The sequence below is a fragment of the Bradyrhizobium sp. Arg237L genome, from assembly GCF_029990105.1.
Taxonomy (GTDB): Bacteria; Pseudomonadota; Alphaproteobacteria; order Rhizobiales; family Xanthobacteraceae; genus Bradyrhizobium.
The window spans coordinates 1-14,588 of record NZ_JAQMIL010000012.1 but is presented as its reverse complement, the minus strand read 5'-3'; the positions used below and the strand labels follow the sequence as shown (position 1 = coordinate 14,588).

The window sequence follows — 14,588 nt, the reverse complement described above, 5'->3', positions numbered from 1 at the left end:
AAGGACCAAGAGGTTTGCAACAGCGTTCGGGGCTGCTGATAGCCCATATGCAGCGCGCAGGCCAGAGATCATGGCGTGACCGAACTCAGCGGTTTTACGGCCGCGCCGTCCGATTTCGCCTTCAGCACAATGCCGCCGGCGACGCCGACGCCGAGTACGTACATCCAGCCCTCGTGGAAATCGAAGATGTGCGAGTTGAACAACGAGGTAAAGATATTCTGCACGACCACCAAGAGCCCGATCCAATTGACCAGTCCCTCGCCCCGAAACAGTCTTAAATGCCAGAACCAGATGGCATAGAGGATGACGACGCCAACAATGCCCCATTGCACGGCGACATTCAATGTCTGGTTGTGCGGATTGCCAACCACGTCGCTGGTCGCCTTGAGCTCCTCGGCGGACACCTCGGTCGCGACCTGCGCGAACAGCCCGCGGATGGAGCCGGTGCCGTGGCCGATCAAAGGCGCATCGGCGATGAAGCCCAGCGATTTGCGCCAGTATTCGAGCCGGAGCCCGATCGAGGTCGCTCGGTTCTGCTCCTTGTATTCCCGATAGTCCTTGCTGAAGCTCTCCGCTGTCGAGTGCAGTTGCGGCGAGGTCTGCCAGGCGACCGCCGCCAGCACAGCCACCGCTGCAGCAATGATCAGGATGCTGCGCCAGCTCAGATGCAGGAAGGCGAACACCGCAAGCATCACGGGCACCGTGACCAGCGCCGTCCGCGAGACGATCACAAAGGCCATGTTGACGAAAAAGCTCAGGGCGATCGCGACCAGCAGGCCGGCCAGCGCGAATCTCTTCGCGCGCAGGAGGGTGATAATGGGATAGGCCAGCGCCACCGCACACAGCGTGAACTCCTGGCTCTGGTCGATATAGTTCTTCACGAAGATGCCGCGCTCGGCGTCAATAGGCGGTTTCAGCGACAGGCTGGGCTGCAGGAACACCAGCCAGGACATCACCACCAAGAGCGTGCAGGAGATCAGGAACGCGGTGAACACCCACATCCCGCGGGTCGAGCGCTCGAAATGGTAGAGCAGGAACGGCAGCACCAGGAGCTTGGCCGTCGGGCTCAGGGCATAGGTGCGCGCGCCCCAGGGCGCGTCCGACCACAGCATGCCGACGACCGCAAGCAGGAACAGTGCGATCGGCAGCGCGACGATCGGCCGCTTCAGCGATTGCAGGAAAGACTTCAGATCGAGCGTCGGCGCGACCACGATCACGAACACTGCGCCGAAGATGCCGACCAGCGAGGTCGACCAGGGCAGCGACAGCGCGAGCAGCACGGCGACGATGTCGGCCGCTTTGGTCCAGGCGGCTGGGTTGCGCCAGGCCGGCAGCGCGGCGGCTGCGGGAGAAAAGCCCGCCGCCGTGCTCACGCCTTGCCTCCGCGGGCGCGGGCGACCAGCGAGGTCGTGCTGAAGCCGGGCAGGATGTCGACCAGCAGCACCTCGCCGCCATGGGCTTCGACGATCTCATGGCCGACCACCTGCGCGCGGGTATAGTCGCCGCCCTTGACCAGCACGCTCGGCTTGATCGCCGTGATCAGGTTGATCGGCGTGTCCTCCTCGAAAATGGCGACGAGATCGACCGCCTCCAGCGCCGCAAGCACTTCGGCACGTGCGCGCTCGTCCTGCACCGGGCGTCCCTGCCCTTTCAGCCGCCTGACGGAGGCGTCGCTGTTGAGGCCGACGATCAGCCGGTCGCAGGCGCCGCGCGCCGCCGTCAACACCTTGACGTGGCCGGGATGCAGGATGTCGAAGCAGCCATTGGTGAAGCCAACGCGCAGGCCCTGCCGGCGCCACTCGCTGAGCTGGGCGCCAAGATCGCCGCCGGCCGCGACGATCTTCTCTTCCGCCGCAAGCGAGGCATGCGGCAGGATCTTGCGCCTGAGCTCGGCCGGCGTCACCGTCGCGGTGCCGGTCTTGCCAACGGCGACCGCGGCCGCCGCGCTGGCCACCCGCAACGCGGTCTCCCAATCGGCGTTGGCAGCGAGCGACAGCGCGAGCGCAGCCGCAACCGTGTCGCCGGCGCCGGAGACATCGCGGACCTTCACCGGCAATGCCGGCACGTGCACGGTTTCGCCGTCACGCACCACCAGCGTCATGCCGTGCTCGCCCTGCGTCACCAGCATCGCCTCGCAATCAGCGAGCCGCATCGCGTCCTCCGCTGCTTCGGCGATCGCATCGGGCGTATCGGCACGGCTCCGCGTCGCCTCGGCGAATTCCTTGCGGTTGGGGGTCAGCAGCGTCGCGCCGCGATAGATCGCGAGATTGAGGCTCTTGGGGTCGACGATCACGCGCTTGCCAAGCGTGCGCGCAGCGTCGATGGTGTTGCGGATCACGCGCGCGGTCAGCACGCCCTTGGCATAGTCCGACAGCAGCACGATGTCGGCGCGGGCAAGTTCCGGAATGATCGTGTCGATCAGTTGCTGCTCGGTCTCGCCTGCCGCCGGCTGCGCCTGCTCCCAGTCCGCACGCAGCATGTGGGTGGAAAAATGCTCAGAGACGAAGCGTACCTTCCGCGTCGTCGGTCGCGCGCTGTCGCATACCAGCCGGCTTTCGATGCCCCTCTCCGCCGCCAGCGCCGCCCTCAGTCTCGCGCCCGTTTCATCCTCGCCGACGAGGCCGACAAAAATGCAGCGGCCGCCGAGCGAAGCGATATTGCGCGCGACATTACCGGCGCCGCCGACATTGGTCTCGCTGCGCTGGACCGCGATCACCGGCGCCGGCGCCTCCGGCGAAATTCGCGACACCTCGCCATAGACGAATTCGTCCAGCATCAGGTCACCGATGCAAAGCACGGTCTGACGGGAAAGCGCCTGCGACAGGGTTTCGAAATCGAACATCTGTTTCCTTGGCCCGTTCCTTGGCCCGTCAGCGATAGCGGTCGGGACGATCGAGGAAGCCGTTCACGTAAGCATCGACGGCGTCCTCGAGCCGCGTGAAACCGCCGTTATAGCCCGCGCGCTGCAGGCGATCGACATCGGCTTGCGTGAAATATTGATAGCTGCCCCGGATCGCCTGGGGCATATCGACATACTCGATGTTCGGCGGCCGCCCGAGCGCGGCATAGGCCGACAGCATCAGGTCCTTAAAACTGCGCGCGGTGCCGGTTCCGACATTGAACAGTCCGCTGACCGAAGGCGTGGCGAGCAGCCACATCATCACCCGCACGGTATCGTCGACATAGATGAAGTCGCGCCGCTGGTCGCCATCGACGATGCCATCGCGATGCGACTTGAACAATTGCATCACCCGGCCTGCCTTGATGTCGTCGAAGCGCCGCGCCAGCACGCTCATCATGGTGCCCTTGTGATATTCGTTCGGCCCGAACACGTTGAAGAATTTCAGGCCCGCCCATTGCGGCGGCAGCTTTTCGCCGCGCGCGGCGCGCTCGGCCACAGTGAGATCGAACAGATGCTTGCTCCAGCCGTAGAGATTCATCGGCCGCAGCTTCTTCAGCGCTTCGACCGTCTGCTCGTCGCGAAATCCTGCTTCGCCGTCACCATAGGTCGCAGCCGAGGACGCATAGATCAGCGGCGTCGCATTCGCCGTGCACCAGTCGAGCAGCCGGAGCGACAGGCGGAAATTGGTCTCGATCACGAGATCGCCGTCGGTCGCCGTGGTCTCGGAGATCGCGCCGAGATGGATCACCGCATCGAGCTGCCGGCCCGACAGCCACGCCGAAAGCTCCGTGGGCGGCACGAAATCGGCAAGCTGGCGTTTTGCCAGGTTGCGCCACTTGCCGTCATGGCCGAGCACGTCGCACACGACAACGTCCGTGCGGCCGGCGTCATTCAACGCGGCCACGACATTCGACCCGATAAAACCGGCCCCGCCGGTCACCAGCAACATGCCGATCCCTGCCCTGATTTGTGCGGCGCCAGCTTTGCCCCAGTCCGGTGGTGCAGGCAACTTGCCCGGTGGAAGAATTCCATCTCACTTTACCTCCGGAGGGAGAGGGGCTACCGACGAGGCCGCAAAAGCGCCCGGTTCCCGCATAGAAGATATGAACATTGATTCAATAGAAGGCATTGAGGTCGAGGACGCCGGCGATACCCGCCCGATCCTGATCATCCCCTATATGTGGATCGGCGATTTCGTGCGCGGCCATACCGTGGTGCGGGTACTGAAACAGCGCTGGCCGAATCGCCCCGTCGACATGCTCACGACCTCGCTCTGCGCGCCGCTGGTCGACTACATGCCTGATGTCCGCGGCAAGATCGTCTGGGATTTGCCGCGCGGCCGCCTGGCGGTGGCAAAACAGTTCGGCTTGGCAAGGGAATTTCGCGCCCGCGGCTACCAAACCGCCCTCGTCATGCTCCGCACCTGGAAATCGGCGATCGCGCCGACACTGGCCGGTATCCCGGAGCGGGTCGGCTTTTTCGGCGAGGCGCGGTTCGGCCTCATCAATCGGATGCGCTGGGGCGAGAAGAAGCTGGATCGCATGGTCGACCAGATGTCGGCGCTCGCTTTGCCCGTGGGTGCGAAATTCCCGTCCGAATGGCCGGTGCCGCAACTCAGGGTTCCCGCCGAGGAAACCGAGCGCTGGCGGCAAGCCAACGGTCTGGGGCGCGGTCCCGCGATCGCGCTGGCGCCCGGCTCGGTCGGCTCGGGTAAACGCTGGACCTATTACGGCGAGGCCGCACGGCTGCTCGCGGCGCACGGTTTCGACGTCTGGGTGGTCGGCGGCCGCGGCGAGAAGGCGCTGGCCACGGAGATCGTCGCGGCCGGCGGCGCTGGTGTCCGCGACCTGACCGGCACCGATCTGCGCAACGGTATCCTGGCGATGGCCGCAGCGAGCGTCGCGATCTCCAACGATTCCGGCTTGATGCATGTCGCAGCCGCGCTCGGCACGCCAACCATGGGCATTTTCGGCCCCACCAGCCCTTACCACTGGGCCCCGCTCAACGGTCTGGCGGCCACCGTGGTGACCAAGACACACGTGCCGTGTCAGCCCTGCCATCGCCCGGTCTGCACCATGAACGACCACCGCTGCATGCGCGATATCCCAGCCTCCGACGTGGCCGACATCGCCGAACGCGTTCTGGCTCAGGCGAGCGCGCGATAGACCGCGGCGATCCCATTCGCCTCCGCGTCGAGACTGAATTTCTCCACCACGCGCGCCTGCGCCCGCTCCCCCATCGCAGCCGCAGCCGCCGGATCGCGCATCAACGGCTCGAGCGCCGCACAGAGCGCATCGACGTCTCCCGGCGGCACCAGCACGCCGGTGACGCCATCCTCCACCACGAATTCGGCCGCGCCCGCGCGCGCCGCCACCAGCGCCGCGCCTGATGACATCGCCTCGATCAGCGTCAACCCAAAGCCCTCGTTGCGCGAAGTGAAGGCATAGATGGTGAGCCGCTGATACCAGCGCTCGACCTCCTCGATCTGGACTTCACCGGTGATCCTGATCCGCGAAGTCAGCCCCGCCGCTTCGATCCGCTGCTTCAGCCCGTTCGCAAATCCCTGCTGCTCCGGCACCACGGCGCCGACAAGCACCGCGGAAAAATCCGGATAGCGCGGCAACAGCCGGCACATCGCCTCGACAAAGACGTCGCTGCCCTTCTGCGCGCGCACGCGGCCGAAGCAGCCGATCGCGTAGCGCCCGGGCAGGCCGCTCTCGGAGAACGCCGCCGCGCGGTCGACCGGCGGCGCGTAGCGTTCGGTGTCGACGCCATGCATCACCACCGTCGCCTCGCGCTTGAGGAAGGACGCGGACAACGCGCTCGTCGCGATCACCGCATCCATCTGTCGGATCAGCCAGCGCGTCAGCCAGGTGTGGTGACGTTGCGCGGCGGACGTGAACACGAGCTTCAACGGCCAGCCGAGCGCGCGCAACAGAACGCCTGCAATCATCTCGTCATTGCGCCGCGCGTGCCAGATCAGCGGCACAGGGCGGCGCCATAGTTTCAGGAGATCGACGAAGCCCATGCGCGCGATGCCCTCGGGCGCATGCGAGCCGAGCCAGGCGGCGCGGAACATCTTCGCAAGCTTTGGTGCGACCATGCGGTTGGTCGCGGTCACGCCCGAATAGCGCCTGTGCAGATTCGGCACGATCAACTGCAGATCAGCGGCCGGATTGTTCTCGATCGGCGCATTGGCTCCCATTGGGTCCCCCTTTGCAGGAGTTCGTATACGCAACATTAAGCATAGGGGCCAGTTCTCAGGCCACGAAACCCCCTCTTCATCGCGGCCCCGCTAACATCCCGTGAAAATAACCGGGGAGAGGTAGTCATGACCGTGCTCGTCACCGGCGGCGCCGGCTATATCGGAAGTCACATGGTGCGCGCGCTGGTCGATGCCGGCGAAAGCGTCGTGGTGGTCGACAACCTCTCCACCGGTTTCTCCGCCCTTCTGCCCGAAGGCGTGCCGCTGTTCATCGGCGATGCCGGCGACGAAAATCTCGTCGAGGGCGTGATCGCCCAGCATGGCGTCGAGAGCATCGTCCATTTCGCCGGCTCCGTGGTGGTCCCGGAATCGATGCGCGATCCGCTCGGCTACTACCGCAACAACACCATGACCACGCAGAGCCTGTTGAACGCGGCGGTCAGGTCCGGCGTCAGCCGCTTCATCTTCTCGTCCACCGCCGCAGTCTACGGCAACCCCGAAGAGGTGCCGGTGCCGGAGACCGCGCCGACGCGGCCGCTGTCGCCCTACGGCATGTCGAAGCTGATGACGGAGATCATGCTGCACGATGTCGCCACCGCCCATGGCATGAGCTATGTCGTGCTGCGCTATTTCAACGTGGCCGGCGCCGACCCGCTGGGCCGCATCGGGCTTTCCACCATCGGCGCGACCCATCTGCTCAAGATCGCCGTCGAAGCCGCCACCGGCCAGCGCGCCAAGGTCGACGTGTTCGGCAGCGACTATCCGACGCCGGACGGCAGTTGCATCCGCGACTTCATCCATGTCACCGATCTCGTCGAGGCGCATCGTTCCGCGCTGTCTTATTTGCGTGCCGGCGGAGGTTCGGTCACGCTGAATTGCGGCTATGGCCGCGGCTATTCGGTGCTGGAGACGATCGAGGCGGTGCGCCGCGTCTCCATGCGCAATTTCGCCGTGTCCCATGCGCCGCGCCGCCCCGGCGACATCATGACCATGGTCGCCGACACCGGCCGCATCCGCACGCTGCTGGACTGGACGCCGAAATACGACGATCTCGAAACCATCGCGGCGCATGCGCTGGCCTGGGAGCAAAAGCTGTTCCTGGAGCGCGGCGGCCCGCTCCAGCAGGCGGAATCGGCCTGAAAATCAAGCCGTTATTTGACTTGAAATTGGCTTGAAAAAACGCGCTTTCGCAGGCAAGGAGTCCCTCAAGCCTGACGCTGGCGCGCGCCCGCTTCCTAACAACGCGGCGTCAAGGGAACGCGGATGACCGAGCCTCCAAAAAAGATAACCGACGACCCCTATGGGGCGGCGATCCTGATTCGCCGTCTGATCGCCGAGCAAGGGCTCACCTATTGGCGGCGCTATCTGCAAGCGTTCGTCCTGATGGCGATATCGGCCGGCGCCACCGCCGGCGCCGCCTATATCCTGGGTCAGGTGATCAACCAGGCCTATATCGACAAGGACATTGCCGGCATCGCTCGTCTCTCCGGCGTCACGGTCATCCTGCTGTTCATCAAGGGCGTGGCGACCTACGGCCACACGGTGACCCTGTCGAAGATCAGCAATGCCATTCTCGCCAACAACCAGCGGCAGCTCTTCGCCAAGCTGATGAGCGAAAGCATCGGCTTCTTCTCCGAACGGCATTCGTCGGAATTCCTGGCACGGCTGACTGCCGGCGCCAAGTCCATCACCGACGTCCTCAACATGCTGATCAACGCCATCGGGCGCGATCTCTTGACGCTGATCGCCATGATCTGCGTGATGGTGTTCCAGGATCCGGTGCTGTCGTTCATTGGGCTCGTGGTGGTGCCGCCGGCGATGCTGATCCTGCGCAAGCTGGTGAAGCGCATCAAGGGCCTCGCCTACAACCAGTTCACCGGCACCGCCGACATCCTGGAGACCATGCAGGAATCGCTGCAGGGCATCCGCACCGTGAAGGCGTTCACGCTGGAAGAAACGATGAAGCGGCGCATCGACGCGAACATCACGGCCGTCGAGCGCAACGCCAACAAGATGGCGCGGGTCGCCAACCGCTCGAATCCGCTGATGGAGATGCTCGGCGGCTTCGCGGTGGCCGGCTGCCTGCTCTACGGCGGCTACAGCGTCGTTGCGCTCAACGCGACCCCCGGTGCGTTCTTCTCCTTCATGACCGCCTTCCTGATGGCGACCGAGCCGGCAAAACGCCTGTCGCGGCTCAACATCGACCTCAACAGCCAGTTGGTCGGCGCGCGGATGCTGCTCGAAGTCGTCGACAGCCCCGCAAGCGAACGTTCCGACGACGACAAGCCGGCGCTGAAATTGACCGAAGCGCGGATCGAACTCCGCGACGTCGGCTTTGCCTATCGCGCCGACGCGCCGGTGCTGAGCCACATGAGCTTCGTCGCCGAGCCCGGCAAGGTCACCGCGCTGGTCGGCCCCTCCGGCGGCGGCAAGTCCACGGTGCTGGCGCTGCTGCTTCGCTTCTATGAGGCGAGCGAGGGCGACATCCTGATCGACGGCCAATCGATCGCCTCGGTATCCCGGCGCTCGCTGCGCCAGCAGACCGCCTATGTCGGCCAGGACGTCTATCTGTTCCGCGACACCATCCGCAACAACATCGCCTTCGGCAAGCCCGGCGCCACGGAAGAGGAAATCATCGACGCGGCCAAAGCGGCCTGCGCGCACGACTTCATCACGGGCTTCCCGCTCGGCTATGACACCCCGGTCGGCGAGCTCGGCACGCAGCTTTCCGGCGGGCAGCGCCAGCGCATCGCGGTGGCGCGCGCGCTGATCAAGAACGCGCCGATCATCCTGCTTGATGAAGCGACCGCCGCGCTCGATTCCGAATCCGAAAAGCAGGTGCAGGAGGCGATCGAGCATCTCTGCCAGAACCGCACCACGATCGTGATCGCGCATCGGCTGCACACCATCATGCATGCGGATGCGATCCTGGTGGTCGAGGGCGGCCAGATCGTCGAGCGTGGACGCCATGACGAGCTGCTTCGCCGCGGCGGCCGCTACGCCTCCTTCTTCCGCCTGCAGCACCACGACACCCGCCCGCTCACGCTGGCCCCGATCAGCGCCACCGGCTAGAGCATGATGACAACAGCAACCAACACGACGCTGCGCCCCCTCTCCCGCTTGCGGGAGAGGGTTGGGGTGAGGGTGCCTCCACGATGGGACTTTCCGTGGGGAGAGAACCCTCACCCGGCGCTACGCGCCGACCTCCCCCGCAAGCGGGGGAGGTGTTCAACCAAATCATAAACCACTCAACAACGAGAGCGCTTCATGACCGCCACAGACTACGTCATCCCCGCCCCGCCGCAGGCTTCGCTCCCCGTCATCGGCGAGACGAAATCCTTCCCCGTCCGCCGCATCTGGTGCGTCGGGCGCAACTACCTCGAACACATCAGGGAGATGGGCAATGACGAGCGCGCGCCGCCCTTCTTCTTCGCCAAGCATGCCGACATGCTGGTGCCGGATGGTGCCACGATCCCCTACCCGCCGCTGACCAAGGACCTGCACCACGAGGTCGAACTGGTGGTCGCCATGAAGAGCGGCGGCCTCAACATTCCCGCCGACAAGGCGCTCGACCATGTCTATGGCTATGCCGTCGGTATCGACCTCACCCGCCGCGATCTGCAGATCGCCTCGCGCAAGAAGGAGCGTCCCTGGGAGATCGGAAAGTCCTTCGACTACTCTGCGCCCTGCTCCGCGCTGCAGCCGGCCTCCAAGATCGGCCATCCATCAAAGGGCAAGATCTGGCTCACCGTCAACGGCAAGGAAACCCAGAAGGGCGATCTCACCGAACTGATCTGGAACGTGCCCGAAATCATCTGGCAGCTCTCCCAGCAGGTGAAGCTCGCCGCCGGCGACCTCATCATGACGGGAACGCCGGCCGGCGTCTCCCAGCTCCAGCCCGGCGACAGGATCGAATGCGGCGTCGACGGCGTCGGCACGCTGAAGGTCTCGATCGGCCAGCCGGAGTAGTTCACTCCGGCGCTAACCACGCCCACCGCCGTCATTCCGGGGCGCGCGCAACGCGAGCCCCGGAATGACAGCCCCGTAGTTGCTAAGCTTCGTAGCCCGGGTGGAGCGCAGCGTAACCCGGGGGCCGCACTCGACGTTGGCTCAGAGGTCCCGGGTTGCGCTGCGCTCCACCCGGGCTACGGCACTGGATTCTTGGTTTGACGCGTTTTCTTTACGCCAACCGATGTCCACTTCGAACGCGCTCTACTGCCTCTCCAACCCCTGCGATGCGCTCGGGCCGAGATGCGTCTTCTCGTACTCCAGCCACAGCTCAAGCAGGGACATGAACATCACCACGGCGCCCGCGATGATGCTGAAATGCATTGCGCGGGTGTGCGCGAAGCCGAGCAGCCAGGGTGACACGATCAGCCAGCCCCCAACGAGCAGGTTGACCCATTCTTCCCAAACGGAAAATGCAATGATCGCCGCCAGCGACAGGATCGCAATCGCCGCGCCGCTCGCCTGCAGATCGATCGCCGCCGTGGGGTTGGCACGGACAAACATCCACGGCGCCGCAAGCAGGAAGATCGCTGCCGCCAGATTGTAGAGATCGAGCGCCGATTCATTCCGCCATTTCAACATGCCCTTTCCTCCATCGCTGCCTTATGCCCGCCGGTCATGCGCGTCGGCCGCATTGATGTCCTTTCCGGTATAGTCGGTCATCAGCGCAGTCGCGACCAGCGTGATGACGGCGCAGATCGCGATATAGATCGCGATTGCGGTCGCCGACTGGTACATGCCGAACAGCCAGGCCGCGATCAGCGGCGCCGGACCGCCGGCGATCACCGACGCGAGCTGATAGCCGAGCGATGAGCCGCTGTAGCGCAGGCGTCCGGTAAAGCTCTCCGCAATCAGCGCGGCCTGCGGCCCGTACATCATGTCATGCGGGATCAGCGACAGGATGATCGCAAGGAAGATGATCGTCGGCGATCCCGTGTCGAGCATCGCGAAGTAGATGAAGCCGAAGATGCCGGTCACGACGGCACCGATCATATACATGTTCTTGCGGCCGATCTGGTCGGACAGATGCCCGAACAGCGGGATCGAGACGAACGACAGCACCGAAGCCGAGAGCACCGCGGTCAGGAGGAAGTCGCGCGAGACGTGCAGCGTGGCAATGCCGTAGGAAAAGACGAAGGCGGTGAAGATGTAGAACGGCGCCTGCTCGGCCATGCGCGCGAATGCCGACAGCAGGATTTCCTTCGGATACTCCCTGATCACCGTCAGCATCGGCGTGCGGTCGACTTTTTGCTCGGCCTGCAGTTTGCTGAACACCGGCGTTTCCAGAATGCCGAGCCGGATGTAGAGGCCGACGCCGACCAGGATGAGACTGAGCGCGAACGGAATGCGCCAGCCCCAGGCGAGGAACTGGTCCCCCGCCATCTGGCTGAACGCCAGTACCGCAAGATTGGCGAGGAACAGGCCGCAGGGCACGCCGAATTGCGGCCATGACGCGATAAAGCCGCGGGAGTGGTTGTCGCGCGCCCACTCCATCGACATCAGCACCGAGCCGCCCCATTCGCCGCCGACACCGACGCCCTGGATGAATCGCAGCGCCGTCAGGATCACCGCACCCCAGATGCCGATGCTCGCATAGGTCGGCACCACGGCCACCGCCGCGGTCGCCAGACCCATCAGGAGCAGCGTCGCGATCAGGGTCGATTTACGGCCGATACGGTCGCCATAATGCCCGAAGATCGCAGCACCGATCGGCCGCGCGATGAAGCCGACAGCATAAATGGCAAATGCCTCCAGCGTGCCGACCCAGGGGTCGGAGTGCGGGAAGAACAATTTTGCGAAAACCAAACCGGTGACGGTGCTGTAAAGGAAGAAATCATACCATTCGATCGCGGTCCCAATCGTGGAGGCGATGACGGCGCGCCGAAGCTGGCGCTGATGCTCGGATGGAGTTAGTTGGGTGGCGTCGAGGCCGAGCGTTGCCATAGGAGCATCTCCCTCGGACAAGCCCCCGGCAAATTTCACTTTGTGTGCCTTGTTGGATCATAAACGATACGACGCGACAAAGGTTCCATCCGACAAGAACGTCAAGGCTTGAACTTTAGTCGACGGGGGCGAGCATCGTAGGGCGGATCGGTTGGACCGAAGGCGAACACAAACCGCTTGTGTCCTCGCGAGCATCGCGCCGCTTCATTCCTGCGCGGGGCGCAGCGATGCCCCGGGCACGGCAAGAAACTGACAGAAATTTAATGTGGCCGCGGGACGTAGAGCCTTTTCCGTCACGCACTCAGCGAGTTAATACCAAAGAAAAAAGAACGACGGGATGGAAGCAATGAAGCGAGGAATTGTCGTTTTCGCCTGTCTCTGCGCCCTTTCCGGCGCCGCCTACTTTGCCGTGAGCAAGTGGGGAATTCGGCACGAGAGCTTGAGTCTCTATGATCAGACCCGACAACGGCTGGTGCCGGTCGATCTTGCCGTGCGTGCGGACTACGAGATGAAGGCCAATGCCGGATTCTGGAAACTTCCGGTCGCGATCATCAGCAACGGCAACACGGTCAAGAACACCGAATATTCGTTCCTGGAAAACGTGCTGGCTGCGGATGGATATCTGGTCGCCAGCATCCAGCAGGATATTCCATCCGACCCTCCGCTGGTGACGAGGGTGGGACTACCCTACGTGGGCAGGATTGGCGTCTACGAGAAGGGCGAAGCCAACATCGGCTTTGTGCTCGCGAAGCTGAAGGCGCTTGAGCCCAATGCCGTCTACGATCATCTGACCCTCGTCGGCCATTCGAACGGCGGCGATATCGCCATGTACTACGCCAAGCAACATCCCGAACTGGTGTCAAAGGTGATCACGCTGGACAATTTGCGCGTTCCCTTCGTGCTTGACCACAGACTTAAGATCCTGTCGTTCCGCTCGAAAGACCCCAACTTCAAGACCGATCCCGGCGTGTTGCCGGCCCCTGAACAGGCCAAGAAGCAAGTTATCGATGTCATCAATACGCAATTCCGGCACACTGACATGTGCGACCGAGGACCTTATTCCGTCAAGCACAGGATCCAGGCTACGCTCAACGAGTTTCTCACCAAGGGCGGCAGCAGCGAACTTGCGCCTGCGCCGATCGACAGTCCGCTCGTTGTCAACGCCGCTGCAGCGCTTCCCTAGATCATGATCCGGAAAAGGACCGTAGGGCGGATTAGCGAAGCGTAATCCGCCCTACACGCTCCGGATCCATCACCGCAATGCGGACACCACGACCAGGCCGAGGATCAGCACCGTCAGCGAATATTTCAGCGTGTAGTACACGTTGCGGTTCCACTCCTTGACCTTGCGGCTGGCGAGATGGACCTCGTAGAGCTTGCCGAACACTTTGTTGAGCACGCCGACATGCTCGCCGTCCACGTTCTGCGTGGCGGAGGCCTTGACGATGTGATGGCTGACCCAGCGGTTGATCGCGGTCATGAAGCCATACTTCATTGGGCGCTCGACGTCGCAGAACAGGATGATGCGGTTGACGTCGGTCGCGTTCTCGGCGTGATGGATGAAGGTCTCGTCGAACATGAAGGCCTGGCCGTCGCGCCAGACGCATTCCACGCCGTCGACGATGATCCGGCACTTGTTCGAGTTGGGGGTGACCAGCCCGAGGTGATACCGCAGCGAGCCGGCAAAGGGATCGCGGTGCGCGCCGAGCTTGCCGCCGGGCGGCAGCATTGCAAACATCGCGCCGTGCACGGACGGAATCGAATTCAGCAATTCCACGGTCTTCGGGCACAGCGTGCGCGCCGACGGCAGGAAGTCGTCATACCACTTCAGGTAAAAGCGCTTCCAGCCGCTCTTGAAGAACGAATAGAAGCCCCAATCGTTGTTCTTCGCGGCCGCGCGGATAAAGCCCTCGTCGAACAGTCGCACCGCCTCTTCGCGGATCGTCTCCCAGTTCTCGCTCAGCTTGGCGAGTTCGGGAAATTTCTCGACCGGGATCACCGGCGTGTTCGGGATAGCCGAGCCCGCATACATCAGCACATTGTAGGGGGCGAGATAGGTCGAGTGATCGCCGAGCTGACGGGCAAAGCGCAACCGCTCGCGGCCGCGGAAATGCACATAGATCGTTGATGCCGCCAGGATGTAGAGAATAACAAGCTGCGGCGCGAATACCGTTTTCAGCATATCAGTCCCTGCCGTGGCCCCCAACCACGTCCTGCGTCTATATAGCGCAAGCGGGTCCCGCAAGCCAATCCTGGAGGGGGCTTCCGGATCGCGCCGGCCTGCGCACAGAGATAAATTTTCCGTGCAATTTCAAAGCGAATCGGGCGGTCCAGTCCCTTTCACCAAAATTTTCCCCTTAACCCGTCGGGCAAATCACCTCTATAACCCCGCGCCATCTCACCCGATGAGAGGGGCGGATCGCGATCGTCACGAACGCGCGGTGAGATGCGGTGGACACTGACGTTGCGACTGACGAGCGTGACATCAGCGGACGGCGAAGTCGTGTGGTCCTGGCGCCCCGACGCTGG

Annotated in this window: 12 protein-coding genes; 5 read left to right on the top strand and 7 right to left on the bottom strand. The window is 63.7% G+C overall.

From position 1 onward, the window contains the following. Window positions 1-68: 68 nt before the first annotated feature. From OZ411_RS09620 to rfaD, 3 genes are read right to left on the bottom strand one after another with little or no spacing between them, the layout of a single operon-like run. Window positions 69-1,373 carry an O-antigen ligase family protein gene (locus tag OZ411_RS09620; RefSeq protein WP_282527748.1) on the bottom strand — a complete coding sequence of 435 codons (1,305 nt, stop codon included), beginning with the start codon at window positions 1,371-1,373 and terminating at the stop codon, window positions 69-71. Continuing rightward, complete coding sequence (rfaE1, locus tag OZ411_RS09615) at window positions 1,370-2,842, bottom strand: D-glycero-beta-D-manno-heptose-7-phosphate kinase (protein ID WP_282527747.1); 1,473 nt, start codon at window positions 2,840-2,842, stop codon at window positions 1,370-1,372. Before rfaE1 ends, OZ411_RS09620 begins: the two co-directional genes overlap by 4 nt. A gap of 28 nt (window positions 2,843-2,870) precedes the next feature. Next, window positions 2,871-3,851, bottom strand: coding sequence for an ADP-glyceromanno-heptose 6-epimerase (gene rfaD, locus OZ411_RS09610; RefSeq protein WP_282527746.1), 981 nt, complete (start codon window positions 3,849-3,851; stop codon window positions 2,871-2,873). A gap of 154 nt (window positions 3,852-4,005) precedes the next feature. Here rfaD and waaF point away from each other — a divergent pair, with 154 nt between their 5' ends. Next, entirely contained in the window at window positions 4,006-5,067 is a 1,062-nt protein-coding gene (waaF, locus tag OZ411_RS09605; RefSeq protein ID WP_282527745.1) for a lipopolysaccharide heptosyltransferase II, read from the top strand. On the opposite strand, the gene OZ411_RS09600 is transcribed toward waaF, so the two are convergent. Next, window positions 5,049-6,107, bottom strand: a complete 1,059-nt coding sequence (locus tag OZ411_RS09600) for a glycosyltransferase family 4 protein (protein ID WP_282527744.1) — start codon at window positions 6,105-6,107, stop codon at window positions 5,049-5,051. The two genes, waaF and OZ411_RS09600, sit on opposite strands and share 19 nt — an antisense overlap. 126 nt (window positions 6,108-6,233) lie before the next feature. Between OZ411_RS09600 and galE the strand changes: the two genes are divergently transcribed. From galE to OZ411_RS09585, 3 genes are all read left to right on the top strand, one after another. Beyond that, entirely contained in the window at window positions 6,234-7,247 is a 1,014-nt protein-coding gene (gene galE / locus OZ411_RS09595; RefSeq protein WP_282527743.1) for a UDP-glucose 4-epimerase GalE, read from the top strand. A gap of 123 nt (window positions 7,248-7,370) precedes the next feature. Then, the gene (locus OZ411_RS09590; protein WP_282527742.1) at window positions 7,371-9,179 is read left to right on the top strand and encodes an ABC transporter ATP-binding protein; all 1,809 of its coding nucleotides are present in this window, start codon (window positions 7,371-7,373) and stop codon (window positions 9,177-9,179) included. 195 nt (window positions 9,180-9,374) lie between these two features. After that, complete coding sequence (locus OZ411_RS09585; protein ID WP_130584404.1) at window positions 9,375-10,076, top strand: fumarylacetoacetate hydrolase family protein; 702 nt, start codon at window positions 9,375-9,377, stop codon at window positions 10,074-10,076. Between the two features lie 243 nt (window positions 10,077-10,319). Here the strand turns inward: OZ411_RS09585 and OZ411_RS09580 are convergent, their stop codons facing one another. Together OZ411_RS09580 and OZ411_RS09575 are read right to left on the bottom strand one after the other, a co-directional pair. Continuing rightward, window positions 10,320-10,697, bottom strand: a complete 378-nt coding sequence (locus OZ411_RS09580) for an SPW repeat protein (RefSeq protein WP_282527741.1) — start codon at window positions 10,695-10,697, stop codon at window positions 10,320-10,322. 21 nt (window positions 10,698-10,718) lie between these two features. Continuing rightward, window positions 10,719-12,059, bottom strand: a complete 1,341-nt coding sequence (locus OZ411_RS09575) for an MFS transporter (protein ID WP_282527740.1) — start codon at window positions 12,057-12,059, stop codon at window positions 10,719-10,721. A 346-nt stretch (window positions 12,060-12,405) separates the two neighbouring features. Here OZ411_RS09575 and OZ411_RS09570 point away from each other — a divergent pair, with 346 nt between their 5' ends. Then, window positions 12,406-13,242, top strand: a complete 837-nt coding sequence (locus tag OZ411_RS09570; protein ID WP_282527739.1) for an alpha/beta fold hydrolase — start codon at window positions 12,406-12,408, stop codon at window positions 13,240-13,242. Window positions 13,243-13,311: 69 nt separating this feature from the next. Here the strand turns inward: OZ411_RS09570 and OZ411_RS09565 are convergent, their stop codons facing one another. Beyond that, window positions 13,312-14,241 carry an aspartyl/asparaginyl beta-hydroxylase domain-containing protein gene (locus OZ411_RS09565; protein ID WP_282527738.1) on the bottom strand — a complete coding sequence of 310 codons (930 nt, stop codon included), beginning with the start codon at window positions 14,239-14,241 and terminating at the stop codon, window positions 13,312-13,314. Between the last annotated feature and the right edge of the window lie 347 nt (window positions 14,242-14,588).

Coding starts and splice junctions, on each gene's coding strand:
- rfaE1 (WP_282527747.1), bottom strand. CDS start 2,842: ATGTTCGATTTCGAAACCCTGTCGCAGGCGCTTTCCCGTCAGACCGTG.
- rfaD (WP_282527746.1), bottom strand. CDS start 3,851: ATGTTGCTGGTGACCGGCGGGGCCGGTTTTATCGGGTCGAATGTCGTG.
- OZ411_RS09600 (WP_282527744.1), bottom strand. CDS start 6,107: ATGGGAGCCAATGCGCCGATCGAGAACAATCCGGCCGCTGATCTGCAG.
- waaF (WP_282527745.1), top strand. CDS start 4,006: ATGAACATTGATTCAATAGAAGGCATTGAGGTCGAGGACGCCGGCGAT.
- OZ411_RS09590 (WP_282527742.1), top strand. CDS start 7,371: ATGACCGAGCCTCCAAAAAAGATAACCGACGACCCCTATGGGGCGGCG.
- galE (WP_282527743.1), top strand. CDS start 6,234: ATGACCGTGCTCGTCACCGGCGGCGCCGGCTATATCGGAAGTCACATG.
- OZ411_RS09585 (WP_130584404.1), top strand. CDS start 9,375: ATGACCGCCACAGACTACGTCATCCCCGCCCCGCCGCAGGCTTCGCTC.
- OZ411_RS09570 (WP_282527739.1), top strand. CDS start 12,406: ATGAAGCGAGGAATTGTCGTTTTCGCCTGTCTCTGCGCCCTTTCCGGC.
- OZ411_RS09580 (WP_282527741.1), bottom strand. CDS start 10,697: ATGTTGAAATGGCGGAATGAATCGGCGCTCGATCTCTACAATCTGGCG.
- OZ411_RS09565 (WP_282527738.1), bottom strand. CDS start 14,241: ATGCTGAAAACGGTATTCGCGCCGCAGCTTGTTATTCTCTACATCCTG.
- OZ411_RS09575 (WP_282527740.1), bottom strand. CDS start 12,059: ATGGCAACGCTCGGCCTCGACGCCACCCAACTAACTCCATCCGAGCAT.